Below are 16,307 nucleotides of genomic sequence, written 5' to 3' on the forward strand. Positions count from 1 at the left end.
GGGGGGAGGCAGGGCACCGGGGGCCGGAACATCCGGGCCGATAGAATTCATGACGATTTTAAGGGCCGCCGCGCCCTTCACCATGAACCCCCTATTTGTGCCCACCTTGCCACGGCTGCCGCCCGCTTCGCTCCAGGGATGAAGCAGCTCGTGCTCGACATCGGTCTTTCGACCGTCCCCAGTCTGTCCGGCTTCTTCGCCGGACCGAATGAGGCGGCCGTGCGTCACCTGCGTGTCTGGCTTGGCGAGGCGCATGTGCCGACCCTGCATTCCCCGGTGCCGACCTACCTGTGGGGCGAAAGTGGCAGCGGCAAGACCCACCTGCTCGAATCGGTGCACAGCGCCTTGCGCGAGCAGGGCGCGCTGGTCGGCTGGATGAGCGCGACCACGCTGCATCCGCCCGAGTTCGACGAGCGCTGGGGCGCGGTGGTGCTCGACGACGTGCACCTCTACACCGCGGTGCAGCAGCATGCGGCCTTCAACTGGTTCGTGAATGCGCAGTCCCTGCAGCGGGGCGTGGTGGCGGCCGGGGCGCTGCCGCCGGCCGACCTGGCGCTGCGCGAAGACCTGCGCACCCGGCTCGGCTGGGGCCACGTGTTCCACTTGCAGCTGCTCGACGAGGCCGAACGCCGCTCCGTGCTGCGCCAGGCCGCCGATGCGCGCGGCGTGCTGCTGAGCGACGAGGTGCTGGATTACATGCTGCACCGCTTCAGCCGCGATCTGGGCAGCCTGATGGAGCTGCTCGATCATCTCGACGGCTATGCGCTGCAGACGCAGCGCGCGGTGACGATCCCGTTGATCCGATCGATGCTCGAAAACGAATGAAGCCAACTGGGGCGCCATCCCGCGCCCGGACCCTCTCCCCATGATCAAGACATTCATCGACAAACTGCTGGGCAAGTCGGCCGGCGCGGGCGCCAGCGCCAAGTCGCGCTTCGGCAAGCGGCAGGAAGTGCCGGCCAGCGTGCACGGCATCGACCCGGCGCTGGTCGACGAGCGCGCCAAGAACGTGGTCACCACGCTGCAGCAGGCCGGCTACGAGGCCTATGTGGTGGGTGGCGCGGTGCGCGACCTGCTGCTGGGCCTGCGGCCCAAGGACTTCGACGTGGCGACCAACGCCACGCCCGAACAGGTCAAGGGCCTGTTCCGCCGCGCCTTCATCATCGGCCGGCGCTTCCGCATCGTGCACGTGGTCTACGGCCGCGGCCGCGAACACGAGGTGATCGAGGTCTCGACCTTCCGCGCCTACATGGACAACGCGGCGGCCGAGCAGGTCAAGGGCAACGAGCGCACCAGCAAGGGCGAGCTCGCGGGCATGACCCACGCGGTCGATTCGAGCGGCCGGGTGCTGCGCGACAACGTCTGGGGCCCGCAGGAGGAAGACGCGGCGCGCCGCGACTTCAGCGTGAACGCCATGTACTACGACCCGGCCAGCCAGATCGTGGTCGACTATCACAACGGCATCAAGGACGCCAAGAAGCTGGTGCTGCGCATGATCGGCGACCCGGTCACGCGCTACCGCGAAGACCCGGTGCGCATCATTCGCGCGATCCGCTTCTCGGCCAAGCTGGCCGCGCTGGGCTTCGAGATCGAGCCCAAGACGGCCGCGCCGCTGATCGCCTCGAGCAAGCTCTTGGCCGACGTGCCGCAGAGCCGCCTGTTCGACGAGATGCTCAAGCTGCTGCAGACCGGCCATGCCATCGCCACCATCGCCCAGCTGCGCAAGCTGGGCCTGGCCACCGGCATCTACCCGCTGCTCGACGTGGTGGTGGAGCGCGCCGACCAGCCCTTCGTCAAGGCGGCCCTGGCCGACACCGACCGCCGCGTGGCCGAAGGCAAGCCGGTGGCGCCCAGCTTCCTGCTGGCCTGCGTGCTGTGGGCCGACGTGCGCGACGGCTGGGCCCAGCGCCTCGAGGGCCGCCATGGCCAGCGCGGCCAGCCGGCCTTCCCGGCGCTGCAGGACGCGATCGACGACGTGTTCAACACCCGCATCGGCGACGTCTCGGGCCGCGGCAAGCTCGGCGGCGACATGCGCGAGATCTGGATGATGCAGCCGCGCTTCGACAAGCGCGTGGGCTCCACGCCCTACAGCCTGGTCGAGCAGGCGCGCTTCCGCGCCGCCTTCGACTTCATGCGGCTGCGCGCCGACGTGGGCGAGGTCGGCGAGGCGATTGCCGAGTGGTGGCAGGAATTCAGCACCGCCGACGACCTGCGCCGCCAGGACCTGCTCGACCAGGTGCGCGAGGAGGCCAAGGCGCCGGTGCGCACCCGCGTGCGGGCCCGCGCGCCGGCCGCGGCCGATGCACCGGCCCCGCGCGAGGCGCCGGAGGCCGACGAGGCCGAGGCCGATGAGCGCTCGGCCGTGCCGCCCGATGGCGAGGCGCCGCGCAAGCGCCGCCGCCGCCGCAAGCCGCGTCCCGCCGGCGCGGGCGAAGGCGGCTCGGGCGCCGCCGACGCATGACCCTGGCCTTCGTCGCCATCGGTGCCAACCTGGGCGACGCGCAGGCCACGGTGCGCCAGGCGATGGCCGATCTCGCGGGCCTGCCGCACAGCCGTGTGAGCGCCCGCTCCTCGCTCTACCGCAGCGCGCCAGTCGACGCTAGCGGTCCGGACTTCATCAACGCGGTCGTGGCGCTCGAGACCGACCTGGCGCCCGAGGCGCTGCTGGACGCGCTCCAGCAGCTGGAGCTGCGCGCCGGGCGCGAGCGCCCCTACCGCAACGCCCCGCGCACGCTCGACCTGGACCTGCTGCGCCATGGCGACACCGTGATGCACAGCGCCACGCTGACGCTGCCGCATCCCCGCCTCGAGGAGCGCGCCTTCGTGCTGCTGCCGCTGGCCGAGGTGGCGCCAGGGCAGGTGAGCGCGGCCGCGCTGGCCCGGGTGGCCGACCAGGCGATCCAGCGGCTCTGAAGCGTTTCGTGCACGTCCGTGCACAGCTGCACAGTGACTTACGCCACTTTCTAGTCCGAAAGTTCGCAAGCTGTTCAGGTAGCGTTAAGATAAGTAACCACAGACCGCGCGATCGGCAGTCAGGGCCCGCCCTTGACTTTGAAGTATTCCTAAAACAGTTGTCGAGCAGTTGCGTACGGGGTGCCAGGCAACCAGGAATAACTGTCGAATGAAGATCTTGATTTACAGCTCGGTGTTTCATCCTGCCATCGGCGGCATCGAGAACCTCACGCTGTCGCTGGCCCAGGAGTTCGTGAAGTCCGGCCACGAGGTCAAGGTGGTCACCGAACAGGTCCAGAAGAAGAATGCCCCGCTGCCGGGCATCGAGGTCGTGCATGCTTCCAGCAAGTGGGCGCAGCTCAAGCTTTTCTTCTGGAGCGACGTGGTCTACATGCCCAACATCACCCTCAAGGGGGTCTGGCTGTTCCTGTTCAACCCCTTCAAGAAGTGGGTGGTGTCGCACAACGACTTCCACCTGATCAACTCCCATGGCCCCAAGGCCCGCCTGAAGAACATCGCGATCAAGGCCGCGGCGACCAACATCGCGGTGAGCCACAGCGTGGCGCGCGCCCTGACCGTCGATTCGACGGTGGTCTACAACTGCTACAAGGACGAGGTGTTCCGCCTCTACCCCGACGAGCCCCGGAACATCGACTTCCTGTTCGTGGGCCGCCTGGTCTCGCAGAAGGGCTGCGAAATGCTGATCGAGGCCTGCAGCCGACTGCGCAAGCCTTTCCGGCTGAACATCGTCGGCCATGGCTTCGAGTACGAGGCACTGAACGCCAAGGTCCAGCGCCTGGGCCTGGACGACAGCATCGGCTTCCTGGGCTTCATGCGGGACGAGGAACTGGCCAGGACCATGAACCGCCACCGCGTGATGATCGTGCCGTCGATGGGACCGGAAGGCTTCGGCATCGTCGCGCTCGAGGGCCTGGCCTGCGGCTGCAAGATGGTGGTGGCCGATGCGGGCGGGCTGGCGGAAGCGGTCGACGGCTTCGGCGAGGTCTTCCCCATGGGCGACGTCGATGCGCTCACCAAGCTTTTGCAGCAGGCGCTGGACGAGCGCGACAGCGACCCGATGTCGAACGCCAAGGCCGCGTACCTGCGCGACCGTTCCACCCGGAACGTGGCGCAGAAGTACCTGAACCTGTTCGCCTGAGCGGCGCCGCCGCGCTGCTCGTCACCCGGGACACGGACACATGTTTGCGCTCAAGAGCATCGAGGGCCTCCGCCTGCCGGAGAAGACGCTGTGCCTGACCTACGACGACGGCCCCGGGCCCGACAGCGCCGAGATCGGGCACTTCCTCCACGAACGGGGCGTTCGCGCGACCTTCTTCGTGGTGGGCAAGTTCGCGGTCGAGCACCCGGAGATCCTGGACCGGCTGCATGCCGACGGCCATCTGATCGGCAACCACACCTACGAGCATCCCGACCTGCCGTACTACGTCTCGGTGAACGGCGACGTGCGCGACCAGATCATCCGCACCAACACCGTCATCCAGAAGTACAACGCGGGCAAGCCGATCTATTTCCGGGCCACCTACGGCAAATGGTCGCCCGAGGTGGCGAAGGAGCTCAACGTCGACATCCGCAGTTCGTATCGGCACGTGGGCCCCATCTACTGGGACATCGCAGGCATCGACTGCCATTACTGGAACCTGGGCAAATCGGTGGAGGAGACCGCCGAGGCCTACCTGGCGGACATCCAACAGAAGGGCCGGGGCGTGGTCGTGATGCACGACGGCACGGCCGACATGGACACCGTCGCGGCCAAGAGCCGCACGCTGGCGCTGACGCGGCTGCTCATCCCGCAGTTGCAGGCGCTGGGCTACCGCTTCGTCGGCCTCGACGAGATCGACGATCCGCAGCTGACCTCGCCGGCCGCCGACACCTTCGGCCTCAAGGGGCAGAACGGCCGCTTCCTGCACTACGAGGATGCGGACACGGCCACCCTGAGCTGGTCGGGCGGCAGCGCCGGCGCGGACGGCAGCCAGTTCGTGCTCGAGCAGCGGCCCCGCGGCAAGGTGGCACTGCGCACGGCCCAGGGCCGCTACCTGCGTGTGGACCCCGATGCCGACGAGACGGTGCGGCTCAGCGAGAAGGCCGACGTCTATGCGCTGTTCGACAGCATTCCGGTCAGCGCGTCGGAGCTGATGCTGCGCTCCCACAACGGCAACTACCTGGCGGCGGAGAACCAGCGCGGCGGCCTGCTGCGGGCGAACGCGCCCTTCATGCGCCAGGCCTGGCGCATGGCCTACGTGCCCGGCACCGGCGCGCACATCCCGCCGGTGAGCCTGGCGCGCAGGCTGCAGAACTTCAAGAAGGCGGCCCTGTTCGTCAAGTCCAAAGTGCTCCAGTCCTGAGCCTGCGGTGCGCCTGCAACAGGCCTCCCGGCGCGGCCCTTACACTCCCGGGTGTCACAAAATCGTCATCACAGTGACATCCGTACTGTTTAAGGAGCCAACGTCATGTTCGGCAAGCTGCTGCCCCGAGAGGGCAATTTTTTTGAGATGTTCAACCAGCACGCCGAGCGCATCGTCGAGGCCGCGCGTGCATTCGAGAACCTGGTCACCAACTACAACGACGTCCATCTGCGCGAGCAGTACAACCGCGACGTGGACAACGCCGAGCGCGCGGCCGACCGCGTCACGCACGACGTCAACCGGCTGATCCACAAGACCTTCATCACGCCCATCGACCGCGAGCAGATCCACAAGCTCATCAACACGATGGACGACGTGGCCGACCTGATCCAGGACTCGGCCGAGACCATGGCGCTGTACGACGTCCGCCACATGACCGACGAGATCGTGCGCCTCACCACGCTGAGCGTGAAGTGCTGCGACCGCCTCAAGGACGCCGTCAAGTTCCTCGGCAAGATCGCCGATCCGGCGGTGGCCGAGGCCGTGCTCAAGACCTGCGAGGAGATCGACCGCCTCGAGTCCGATGCCGACCGCGTGATGCGCAGCGCCATGAGCAAGCTGTTCCGCGAGGAGCCCGACGTGCGCGAGGTCATCAAGCTCAAGGCCATCTACGAGCTGCTCGAGACCATCACCGACAAGTGCGAGGACGTCGCCAACGTGATCGAGGGCATCGTCCTCGAGAACTCCTGACACGCGGGGGCTCATGGCAACCGTACAGGTAGGCCTGTGGGTCGTGGTGCTGCTGGTGCTGCTGGCAATCGCCTTCGACTTCATGAACGGCTTCCACGACGCGGCGAACTCGATCGCCACCGTGGTCTCGACAGGGGTGCTCAAACCCGCGCAGGCGGTGGCTTTCGCCGCCTTCTTCAATCTGCTGGCGATCTTCGTCTTCCACCTGAGCGTGGCGGCGACCGTGGGCAAGGGCATCGTGCAGCCGGGCGTCGTCGACGTGCACGTGGTGTTCGGCGCGCTCATCGGCGCGATCACCTGGAACCTCGTGACCTGGTACTACGGCATCCCCAGCAGCTCCTCGCATGCGCTGATCGGCGGCATCGTGGGCGCGGTGATGGCCAAGTCCGGCGCCAGCGCGCTGGTGGCCGGCGGCATCTGGAAGACCGTGGCCTTCATCTTCGTGTCGCCACTGCTGGGCTTCCTGCTCGGCTCGCTGATGATGGTGGTGGTGGCCTGGGTCTGCCGGCGCGCCACGCCCTCGCGCGTGGACCGCTGGTTCCGCCGGCTGCAGCTGGTGTCCGCGGGGGCCTACAGCCTGGGCCACGGCGGCAACGACGCGCAGAAGACCATCGGCATCATCTGGATGCTGCTGATCGCGACCGGCCATTCGGCCACCGACGCGCCGCCCACCTGGACCATCATCAGCTGCTATGCGGCGATCGCGCTGGGCACCATGTTCGGCGGCTGGCGCATCGTGAAGACCATGGGCCAGAAGATCACCAAGCTCAAGCCCGTGGGCGGCTTCTGTGCCGAGACCGGCGGCGCGCTGACGCTGTTCCTGGCCACCGGCCTGGGCATCCCGGTGTCGACCACCCACACCATCACCGGCGCCATCGTCGGCGTGGGCTCGGTGCAGCGCGCGAGCGCGGTGCGCTGGGGCGTGGCGGGCAACATCGTCTGGGCCTGGATCTTCACCATCCCGGCCGCGGCCTTCGTGGCGGCGATCGCCTACTGGGTGAGCCTGCAGATCTTCTGAGGCCCGTCCGCGCCGCGCCGACCGCCGCGTCGGCGCGATGCGCCTTCAGCCCTTCGCGCCGCGCAAGGACCTGAACCCCGCGCGCAACTCCGCCGCGAAGACCGCCGGCTGCTCCCACGCGGCGAAGTGGCCGCCCTTGCCGAGCCTGTTGTAGTAGGCGAGCCGGGGGTAGGCGCGCTCGGTCCAGCTGCGCGGCGCGGTGTAGATCTCGTCGGGGAAGGCGCTCACCGCGACGGGAATGGCGACCCCCTTCGGCGCGAAGAAGGGCAGCTTGCTTTCCCAGTACAGGCGCGCGGAGGACACGCCGGTGTTCGTGAACCAGTAGAGCGAGATGTTGTCCAGGATGTCGTTGCGCGTCAGCCCTTCGGACTGGCCCGCGAAGACGCGCGAGATGAGGCCGTAGCTGCGCGCATCGTGGTCCAGCATCCAGGCCGCGAGGCCGATCGGCGAATCGTCGATGGCATAGAGCGTCTGCGGGCGCTTGCTCATCTCCTGCGCATAGGCCAGGCCGTGCTGGTAGAAGAAGGCGAGCTGCTCGTAGGCATTGCGCTCGTCGGCCGACAGGCCCGCCGGCGCGGGCGCCGCGGCCTGCAGCGCCGCGGCGATCTCTTCCGGGATCGTGGCGGGCATGTTGGTGTGGATGCCGGCCAGCGCCGGCGGCGCCAGCAAGGCCATCTGCTCGGTGACCGCATTGCCCCAGTCGCCACCCTGCGCCGCATAGCGCGTGTAGCCCAGTCGCTCCATCAGCACGATCCAGGCGCGCGCGATGCGGACCGGGTCCCAGCCGAGGGTGGTCGGCTTGCCCGAGAAGCCATGGCCGGGCAGCGAGGGGATCACCACGTCGAACGCGTCCGAGGCCTCGCCGCCGTGCGCGGTCGGGTCGGTCAACGGGCCGATGATCTTCAACTGCTCGACGATCGAGCCAGGCCACCCGTGCGTGACGATGACCGGCAACGCGTTCGGATGCTTCGAGCGCACGTGGATGAAATGGATGTCCACCCCGTCGATCGTGGTCATGAACTGGGGCAGGGCGTTGAGCTTCGCCTCGAACTGGCGCCAGTCGTGGTTGGCGTGCCAATGGCGCGCGAGTTCGCGCATGGTCGCGAGCTGCACGCCCTGCGTCGCATCCGCCACCAGTTCCGGCGAAGGCCACTTGGTCGCGGCGATCCGGCGGTGCAGGTCGGCGATCTCGGCCTGCGGAACATGCACGCTGAACGGGCGGATGCGCGCATCGGCGCCGGCTTCCCGGTGGGCATAGGCACCGGCCGAGGCCGTTGCCTGTGCCGGAAGGGCGAAGGCCGCGGGGCCGGCGGCAAGCACGGACGCGGCAAGGAAACGGCGCCGGGACGGCACGGACGTTTGCGGATGATCGAGGGGCATGGCGAGCTTCCTGTCTGGAGATACGGTGGGAATGCATGGATTAGATGCAGTCGATGTATCTGCCATGTGTGAAAACCCGGCCGATTTGCGTTCGCGTGTACCCCGGCCGCCATGCGATACGCGGCGACACAAATCCGCAGGCCGGTCGACCGGCCGCTTCAGTCGACGCGGATGTTCTTGGCCTTGACGATGCGGCTGTAGATCTCGCTGTCGCGGCGCACCATGGCCGTCATCCCGGCCTGCGTGAGGCCCAGCGGTTCGCTGTTGAGGTCGCGGATGCGCTTCTGGAGCTCCGGGTCCCGGCTCGCCTGGATCATCAGTGCGTTGAGGCGCGTGACGACCGGTGCCGGCGTCGCGGCCGGAGCCCACAGGCCGTGCCAGGACATCATCGTCAGCCCCGGCACCACCTCCGACAGCGTCGGCACGTCGGGCATGGCGGGGTGGCGGGTCTCGCCGGAGTAGGCCAGCGCCCGCACGCGGCCGCCGCTGATCAACGGGTACCCGGTGGCGATGGGTTCCATCAAGGTGTCGACCTGGCCGCCGATCAGGTCGGCCACCGGGCTGGCGCGGTAGGGCACGTGCAGCATCTCGGTGTGGGTCTCGTCCTTGAGCCACTCGACGATCAGGTGCGAGGGGCTGCCGGCGCCGTACGACGCGTGCGAGATGGTGCCGGGCTTGGCCTTGGCCGCGTCCACCAGCTCCTTCACCGACTTCGCCGGAAAGGTCGGCGGGGCGATGAGCACCAGCCCCTGCCGCATCGTGGTGGCGACCGGCACGAAGTCCTTCTGCGGGTCGTACGGCAGCTTGCCGTAGATGTACGGGTTGATGGTGAAGCCGGTCGACAGGTTGTAGAGGTAGGTGTAGCCGTCGGCCGGGGCCTTGGCCACGGTATCGGCGGCCAGGTTGCCCGCGGTGCCCGGCTTGTTGTCGATCACGACCGGCACGCCCAGCTGCCCCGACACGTAGTTGCCGTAGAGCCGCGCGAAGATGTCCGGTGGCGTGCCCGGCGCGAAGCCGACCACGATCCGGATGGGCTTGCTCGGCCAGGCCGCGCCCTGCGCCGCCGCGAGGCTGCACGCCAGGCCCAGGCAGAGGCCCGCCAAAGCTTGAATTCTTGAACGCATGTCTGTCTCCTTTTGCAGGCGCTGCCTGCTTGTTTGAAAAGTCACTTCGGCGCGTGGCCGGCCGGATCCGCTGCGTGGGTGTGCGGGCTCCTTTCCGTCACGGCATCGCCGGCTGGCCGGTCGTGTCCATGGGCATCGCGGGCCGCGCCTCAGTCGACCTGCGCGCCGGAGCGCTGCACCGCTTCGCCCCACTTGGCGATCTCCGCGCTGGCGAAAGCCGAGAGTTCGGCGGCGTTCATGTCGGTGCGCTCGATGCCTTGGAGCGACAGCTTCTCGCGCACCTCGGGCTGTGCCAGCACGAGGCGGGTGGCTTCGCGCAGGCGATCCTGTTGCTCGGCCGGCATGGTGGCCGGCGCGTAGAGCATGAACCAGGCGACGAGGTCGAAGCCGGGCACGCCCTGCTCGATCAGCGTGGGGACCTCCGGTGCCGCGAGGCTGCGCCGGGCGCTGGACGCGCCCAGCGCGCGCAGCCGGCCCGCGCGCACATGCGGCAGCACGGCGGCCGGGTGGTAGAACATGAACTGCACGTTGCCCGCGACCAGTTCGGTCAGCGCCTGCGCGCCGTCGCGGTAGGGCACGTGCACGAAGCGCTTAGACAGGCGCACGTTGAGCAGTTCGCCCGCCAGGTGGCCGGAGGTGCCGTTGCCGGCGGAAGCGAAGTTGACCGAGGCGTCGGCCGCCTGCCGCAGGTCGGCCACGCGGGTCCAGGGCGAGGCGGCCGGCACCACCAGCAGCGTGGGCGTGGCGCCGACGAAGCCCAGCGGCGCGAAGTCGCGCAGCGGCTGGTAGCCGAGGCGCTTGTAGAGCGAGGGATTGATCGCATGCGTGCCCACGGTGCCCAGCAGCAGGGTCTGGCCGTCGCTGCCGGACTTGGCGACCTGTTCGCTGCCGATGGCGCCGCCGGCACCGGGCTTGTTCTCGACGATCACGACCTGGCCGAGCTGCCGGCCCAGCGCGTCCGCCACGATGCGCCCGACGATGTCGGTCGAGGTGCCCGCGCCGAAGGGCACGACCAGCTTGAGCGGGCGCGACGAGGTCTGCGCGAGCGCCGCGCCGGCCGCCATCAGCAGGCCGGCGAGCAGCACGCGCCGCGTGAGGTCGCGCTTCATGCCGCGCTCTCGAAGCCCGCGGGCACGTCGCCTTCGTACTGCAGTTCGCGCGTGGCCTGGTAGGACAGCGCGAAGCCGCTCGGCGCTTCGGCCTCTTCCGCCAGGTGCGCGATCAGGCCCGCGGTGCGCGCGAGGATCGGCACCCCGCGCAGCGACGCGACCGGGAAGCCCACGCCCAGCAGCACGGCCGGGATCGCGGCCGAGACGTTGAGCCGAAGCGCCTTGCCGACGATGTCGGGAATGACGCGTTCGATCGCCTGCGCGATGTGCACGTAGCGCAGGTCGGCGCCGGCTTCGGTCGCGACCGCGATCAGGCGGTCGACCCGCGGGTCGTTGCGCTTGTGCAGCGGATGGCCGTAGCCCGGGATGGCGCGCCGGTTTTCCTTCAGCGTGCGGATGGCATCGGCCGCCACGTCGTCGAGCGCCTCGCCCGCGTCGACGCGGGCCGCGACCTCGCTGAAGAGCCGGCCGGCGGTTTCCGACGCGCCGAGGATGACCGAGCCGCAGCCCAGGATGCCCGCGGCCACCGCGCCCTGCAGGGCGTCCGGCGCAGCGGCGTAGGTCATGCGCGCCGCCTGCACGCTGGGCACGAGGCCGTGCTCGGCGATGGCGACCAGCGTGGCGTTGAGCACGGCACTGCAGGCCCGGTCGGGGCGCTTGCCGGTGAGCAGCAGGAAGAAGTAGTCGGCGAAGGACACGTGGCCGATCAGGTCCTGGCACAGGTCCTCCCCGCGCACGACGATGGTCTCTTCGTTCGACGTGCAGATGGCGGTGCGCGGGACGGTGGATTTTCCGATTTTCATGGTGCGTGCGGGCTCAGGCGGCCGTGGGTTGCAGGTGGAAGTCGTAGTGCGCGGACCAGTAGGGCTGGTCCATGACGCGGCCGTCCGGCGCGCGGCCGGCGGGGTGCGGCTCGAAGGCGACGATCAGGCTCGGGCGCACCCCGTACACCACGTCGGAATCGATGTAGGGCGTGCCGGCCACGAACAGGTGCGTGGTGACCGGCGCATGCGCCGGGGCCGACACCATCATGTGGATGTGGCCCGGCCGGTTCGGGTGGTGGCGGATGCCGGCCAGCATGCGGCCCACCGGGCCGTCCACCGGCACCGGGTAGTAAGACGGCTTGATGGACCAGAACCAGTAGCGGCCTTCGGCGTCGGTGCGGATGCGTGCGCGTGCCGACATGCCGGCGCCTTCGACCTGCATGTCGTATACGCCCTCGCCGTCGCCGGACCAGATGTCGAGCAGCGCGCCCGCGAGGGGTTGGCCCTGCGTGTCGGTGACCCGCCCGCTGTAGAAGGTCGGCTCGCCCGGCGTGCCCGGCGCGATGTCGGCGCCACACGGCAGCTCCGGCGCGCCGGCCCAGTAGTACGGGCCCTGGACCGTGGCCTCGGTGGCCGGCGTCACCGAACGCCCGTCGGGCCGGCCCGGTGGGCCGCCGCGGCCCGACGCGCGCAACTGGTCGAGCATCACCACCATCATCGACGCGCCGAGCGTGTCCGACAGCAGGATGAACTCCTGGCGTTTGTCGGTGCAGGTCTGGCCGGTCGCGGTGAGGAACTCGATGCCGGCCATCCATTCCTCGGGCCGCAGGTCCACTTCGCGGACGAAGGCATGCAGGTGCGTGATCAGCGAACGCATGATCTGCGCGAAGCGGGGATCGGGGGCGCCGTCGAGCCGCTGCAGCGCGGCCTGGGTCAGTTCGTCTTCGTTCGATGGGGTCATGGGCCTTGTCTCCTTCGTTGTTTTGGGATGCCGATCGGTCGCGGGCTCAGCCGCGCAATCGGCGCCGCAGCGGCTCGACGATGGCGTCGTTGTCGGCCCCCAGCGTGGGGGGCGCCGTGACCTGCAGCGAGCGCTCGCCGTCGAAGCTCACGGGCGAGCGGATGGTGCGCCATTCACCGCCTTGCGGATGCGGCGCGCTCACCTCCAGCTCGAGATGGCGGGCCTGCGGATCGGCCATCGCTTCGCGCGTGTCGTACATCGGGGCGTGCGGCACGTCCTCGGCCTCCAGCCGTGCGCACCAGTCGGCGCGGGCGCGCCCGCGAAACAGGGTGTCGAGCAGCGCGATCAGCGCGTCCTGGTGGGCGATGCGGCCTTCGCGGCTCGCGAAGCGCGGGTCGTCGAACATGTCGGGCCGTTCGATGGCGTTGGCCAGCCCCTGCCAGAACTTCTCGGGCGAGGACATGTGCAGCGCGATCCAAAGCCCGTCGGCGCACTCGAGCACGTACGACTGCGACACGCTGGGCCGGCTGAAGGGGCCCATGATCTCGTTCTCGGAGAAGTAGTGCGTGAAGGCGTCGAGGTTGAAGTGGCACATGGCCTCGAGCATCGACACCTCGACCGTGCGGCCGACGCCGGTGCGGCCACGCTCCACCAGTGCGCCCATCACGCCATAGGCCGCATAGAAGCCGGTCATCGCATCGGCCACCGCCGGGCCGACCACGCGCGGGTTGGCCGGGTTCACCAGCAACTTGAGAAACGCGCTGGCCGCCTGGGCCACGGTGTCGTAGGCCGGACGGCCCGCCGCCGGGCCGGTCTGGCCGAAGCCGCTGATGGCGCAGTACACCAGGCGCGGGTTCAGGCCGCGCAGCCGCGCGGCGCCCGCGCCCAGGCGCTCGGCGGCGCCGGGCCGGAAGTTCTGGATGTACACGTCAGAGTCCCTGACCAGCTCGTCGAACACCGCGGCGTCCTCGGGCAGCTTCGGATTGAGGGTGATGCTGCGCTTGTTGCGGTTGTAGGTCTGGAAATGCGGGCTGTAGAGGCCGCCGCGGAAGGAACGGAACGGGTCGCCGCTGCCGGGCTGCTCGACCTTGATCACCTCGGCCCCGAGGTCTGCGAGGTACATGCCCGCGGCCGGCCCCGTGATGAACGTGCCTTGCTCCAGCACCTTGATGCCGCTGAGGACTTTTTGCACCGTGTCGTCTCCTGCTCGTGGTCGTTGTCGCCCTGCACATGCCGGGCTGGATGCGAACTCTAGGGTTCCTCAACGATTCCTCACAATGATGGTTTCTCATGGATACCATCGACAGCATCGATCGATCATCTGGACGAGGGCTTCATGGAACTTCGGCATCTGCGCTACTTCAGCGCGCTGGCGGACTCGCTCAACTTCACCCGTGCCGCGGAGCGGCTGCATGTCACGCAATCCACGCTGTCGCACCAGATCAAGCAGCTGGAGGACGAGGTCGGCACCCTGCTGTTCGACCGCACCGGCAAGCGCGTGGCGCTGACCGAGGCGGGCGAGGCCTTCCTGCACCACGCGACCCGCGCGCTGCGCGAGATCGACCGCGGCCTGGGGGCGCTGCGAGAGAACCCTCAGGAGGCCGTGGGCGAACTGCGCATCGGCTCGACGCCCACCTTCAACGTCGCCTTCATCCCCGACTGCATCGCGAGCTTCCAGACGCGCTACCCGGGCGTGCGCGTGGTGGTGGAGGAACTGGCGGCGGACCTGATCGTCGCGCGGCTCCAGGACGGCTCGCTCGACCTCGGCATCGCCTACCGCCCCGGCGAGCCCGGGCCCTTGCAGTTCGAGCCGCTGTACAACGAGGAGATGGTGCTGGTGGTGGCGCACGGCCATCCGCTGGCGCGACGCAAGCGGGTGCGGATGGTGGAGCTGCACCGTCTGCCGATGGTGCTGCTGCCCGCCAGCTTCGCCACCCGGCAGATGCTCGACGAGTGCTTTCGCACCTGCGGCGCCGAGCCCTATGTCGCGGCCGAGATCAACGCGCTGGCACCGATCATGGGCCTGGTCGCCAAGACCCAGCTCGCGTCCATCGTGGCGGCCAATGCGGTGCTGCCGAACTCGGGGCTGGACATCGTGCGGCTCGAAAGCCCGACGCCCGTGCGCACGCCGGGCATGCTGTGGTCGCCGCCAGCGCGTGAGTCCGAGGCGACGCGCGCCTTCTCGTCGATCGTGCGCAAGGTGGCGTTCCGGACCCGCATGCTCGAGCGAGACGACGGAAAGCCGAGAGCGGCCACAGCGGCGAAAGCGCGTGCGTAGGCCGCAGGCGATGGGCGCCTGCCGCCGCGGCGCCGACGCGCGCGCCCATGAGGTGGGCGCCGCATCGGCGGCCGTTCAGCGCACGTCGGTCGAATGGATCTGCAACGCCTCGAGGAAGCGCGAGACCATGTTGTAGGCGGCGATGGTCGCGGTCAGCTCCACCAACTGCTGCGGCGCGTAGGCCTCGGCCACGCTGGCGAAGACCGCGTCGTCGACCTGCACGTCGCGGGTCATGGCGTCGGTATAGGCCAGCACCGCGCGCTCGGTGGCGTCGAACAGCGGGCTGTCGGCCCAGTGTTCCAGCGCGTCCAGCTTCTCGGCGGGTACGCCTTCCTTCAGCGCGATCGGGATGTGCTGGTCGGCTTCGTAAGGTGCGCGGTTGATCTGCGCCACCCGGATAATGACCATCTCGCGGACCGCGCCCGACAGCGTGGACTGCTGCCGGATCGCGGTCAGGTAGCCCAGCCAGCCTTGCGCCACGGGCGGGCTGTGCAGCAGCATCTGGTAGAGATGGAGGATGCTGCCGCGCTCGGCCACGATGCGCTGGGCCAGCGGGCGCGTGGCCTCGTTGTCTGTGTCGGCGTAGGGGATGCGTGCCATGGGGGTCTTTCGGTGGAGGGGTCAGTCGGCCGAGACGATCTTGCGTTTCACGAGGTCGGCCATGATGTCCGAATCCTTGCGCACGCGCGCGGCGAAGGCCTCGGGGCTGCTGTTGACGATGTCGAAGGCGTTGTCGGCGAAGCGGCGCTCCACCTGCGGGTCGTGCATCACCTCGCGCATCGCCTTGAGGATCTTCTCGCGCACCGGCTCGGGCAGGCCCTTGGGGCCGACCAGGCCGATCCAGGTCGGGAACTCGAAGCCCGGGATCGATTCGTTCATCGCCGGCACCTCGGGCAGCTGCTTCGACCGGCCGGGCGAGCTGACCGCGATGGCCTTGACCTTGCCCGCCTTGACGTGCGGCAGCATCACCGACAGGCCGGCGAAGGCGAAGTCGATGTGCCCGCCCAGCAGGTCGGTCAGCAGCGGCGCGGCGCCCTTGTACGGGATGTGCGTGGTCTGCAACTGCTTGAGGATCGACAGCTGGGCGCTGTTGACGTGGCCGGCCGAGGCGGTGCCCGCCGAACCGTAGGCCGTGCCCGGATGGGTTTTCAGGTAGGTCACGAACGCGTCGAGCGTCTTGGGCGGCAGGTCGTTGCGCGTGACCAGGATCTGCGGCGTGGTCACCAGCAGGCTCAGGTAGTCGAAGTCCTTGAAGGTGTCGAAGGACAGGTTCTTCACCGTGTGGTGGTTCACCGCCTGCGAATCGAGCGCCAGCATCAGCGTGTAGCCGTCGGGCTTGGCGCGGTAGAGCTCGCCCGCGCCCAGCGTGCCGCTGGCGCCCGGCTTGTTCTCCACCACGATGGCCTGGCCGAGCCGCTCGCCCAGCGCGTTGCTGATGGTGCGTGCGGTCTGGTCGACCGCGCCGCCTGGCGCGAAGGGCACGATCAGGCGGATCGGCTGGCTGGGGTAGGGCGCTTGCGCCCAGCCCGGGAGCGGTGCGGCCAGGGTGGTGGCCATGGCGGCGGCGATGAGCAGTCTGCGGTGGATCATGTGTTGTCTCTGGTGAAT

At 69.0% G+C, this 16,307-nt stretch carries 17 protein-coding genes; 8 read left to right on the forward strand and 9 right to left on the reverse strand.

What is annotated here, in order from left to right; all coding sequences use genetic code 11:
• A partial coding sequence (locus A9977_RS34065; RefSeq protein ID WP_220811693.1) for a hypothetical protein occupies window positions 1-255 on the reverse strand: 255 nt, incomplete at its 3' end.
• On the opposite strand from A9977_RS34065, the gene hda reads away from it, so the two are divergent.
• The 7 genes from hda (at window position 139) to A9977_RS10205 (ending at window position 7,083) form a co-directional block, all read left to right on the forward strand.
• Window positions 139-825 carry a DnaA regulatory inactivator Hda gene (gene hda, locus A9977_RS10175; protein WP_183024724.1) on the forward strand — a complete coding sequence of 229 codons (687 nt, stop codon included), beginning with the start codon at window positions 139-141 and terminating at the stop codon, window positions 823-825. The genes A9977_RS34065 and hda overlap by 117 nt on opposite strands.
• Before the next feature lie 40 nt (window positions 826-865).
• Complete coding sequence (gene pcnB, locus A9977_RS10180; RefSeq protein WP_183024725.1) at window positions 866-2,461, forward strand: polynucleotide adenylyltransferase PcnB; 1,596 nt, start codon at window positions 866-868, stop codon at window positions 2,459-2,461.
• A complete protein-coding gene (gene folK / locus A9977_RS10185) occupies window positions 2,458-2,913 on the forward strand; it encodes a 2-amino-4-hydroxy-6-hydroxymethyldihydropteridine diphosphokinase (protein ID WP_183024726.1) in 456 nt (151 codons plus the stop codon). The genes pcnB and folK overlap by 4 nt, the downstream gene beginning before the upstream one ends.
• Before the next feature lie 208 nt (window positions 2,914-3,121).
• Window positions 3,122-4,111, forward strand: a complete 990-nt coding sequence (locus tag A9977_RS10190; RefSeq protein WP_183024727.1) for a glycosyltransferase family 4 protein — start codon at window positions 3,122-3,124, stop codon at window positions 4,109-4,111.
• Between the two features lie 40 nt (window positions 4,112-4,151).
• Entirely contained in the window at window positions 4,152-5,315 is a 1,164-nt protein-coding gene (locus A9977_RS10195) for a polysaccharide deacetylase family protein (protein WP_183024728.1), read from the forward strand.
• A gap of 105 nt (window positions 5,316-5,420) precedes the next feature.
• Window positions 5,421-6,065, forward strand: a complete 645-nt coding sequence (locus tag A9977_RS10200; RefSeq protein ID WP_183024729.1) for a DUF47 domain-containing protein — start codon at window positions 5,421-5,423, stop codon at window positions 6,063-6,065.
• A 13-nt stretch (window positions 6,066-6,078) separates the two neighbouring features.
• Window positions 6,079-7,083 (forward strand): inorganic phosphate transporter, encoded by a 1,005-nt coding sequence (locus A9977_RS10205; protein ID WP_183024730.1) that lies wholly within the window; start codon window positions 6,079-6,081, stop codon window positions 7,081-7,083.
• A 45-nt stretch (window positions 7,084-7,128) separates the two neighbouring features.
• On the opposite strand, the gene A9977_RS10210 is transcribed toward A9977_RS10205, so the two are convergent.
• From A9977_RS10210 to A9977_RS10235, 6 genes are all read right to left on the reverse strand, one after another.
• A complete protein-coding gene (locus A9977_RS10210; protein WP_183024731.1) occupies window positions 7,129-8,463 on the reverse strand; it encodes an epoxide hydrolase family protein in 1,335 nt (444 codons plus the stop codon).
• Window positions 8,464-8,621: 158 nt separating this feature from the next.
• A complete protein-coding gene (locus A9977_RS10215) occupies window positions 8,622-9,587 on the reverse strand; it encodes a tripartite tricarboxylate transporter substrate binding protein (protein WP_183024732.1) in 966 nt (321 codons plus the stop codon).
• Between the two features lie 149 nt (window positions 9,588-9,736).
• A complete protein-coding gene (locus A9977_RS10220; protein ID WP_183024733.1) occupies window positions 9,737-10,696 on the reverse strand; it encodes a tripartite tricarboxylate transporter substrate binding protein in 960 nt (319 codons plus the stop codon).
• A complete protein-coding gene (locus A9977_RS10225; RefSeq protein WP_183024734.1) occupies window positions 10,693-11,499 on the reverse strand; it encodes a citryl-CoA lyase in 807 nt (268 codons plus the stop codon). Before A9977_RS10225 ends, A9977_RS10220 begins: the two co-directional genes overlap by 4 nt.
• 13 nt (window positions 11,500-11,512) lie before the next feature.
• Window positions 11,513-12,421: a dioxygenase gene (locus A9977_RS10230; protein WP_183024735.1), complete on the reverse strand. Its 909-nt coding sequence runs from the start codon at window positions 12,419-12,421 to the stop codon at window positions 11,513-11,515.
• Window positions 12,422-12,467: 46 nt separating this feature from the next.
• Complete coding sequence (locus A9977_RS10235; RefSeq protein WP_183024736.1) at window positions 12,468-13,613, reverse strand: CaiB/BaiF CoA-transferase family protein; 1,146 nt, start codon at window positions 13,611-13,613, stop codon at window positions 12,468-12,470.
• Between the two features lie 144 nt (window positions 13,614-13,757).
• Between A9977_RS10235 and A9977_RS10240 the strand changes: the two genes are divergently transcribed.
• Window positions 13,758-14,699: a LysR substrate-binding domain-containing protein gene (locus A9977_RS10240; protein WP_183024737.1), complete on the forward strand. Its 942-nt coding sequence runs from the start codon at window positions 13,758-13,760 to the stop codon at window positions 14,697-14,699.
• A gap of 75 nt (window positions 14,700-14,774) precedes the next feature.
• On the opposite strand, the gene A9977_RS10245 is transcribed toward A9977_RS10240, so the two are convergent.
• Both A9977_RS10245 and A9977_RS10250 read right to left on the reverse strand, forming a co-directional pair.
• Window positions 14,775-15,299, reverse strand: a complete 525-nt coding sequence (locus A9977_RS10245; RefSeq protein WP_183024738.1) for a carboxymuconolactone decarboxylase family protein — start codon at window positions 15,297-15,299, stop codon at window positions 14,775-14,777.
• A gap of 21 nt (window positions 15,300-15,320) precedes the next feature.
• The gene (locus tag A9977_RS10250) at window positions 15,321-16,289 is read right to left on the reverse strand and encodes a tripartite tricarboxylate transporter substrate binding protein (protein WP_183024739.1); all 969 of its coding nucleotides are present in this window, start codon (window positions 16,287-16,289) and stop codon (window positions 15,321-15,323) included.
• Window positions 16,290-16,307 lie beyond the last annotated feature (18 nt).

Source organism: Variovorax sp. UMC13 (genome assembly GCF_014170375.1).
In the GTDB taxonomy this organism is placed as follows: Bacteria; Pseudomonadota; Gammaproteobacteria; order Burkholderiales; family Burkholderiaceae_C; genus Variovorax.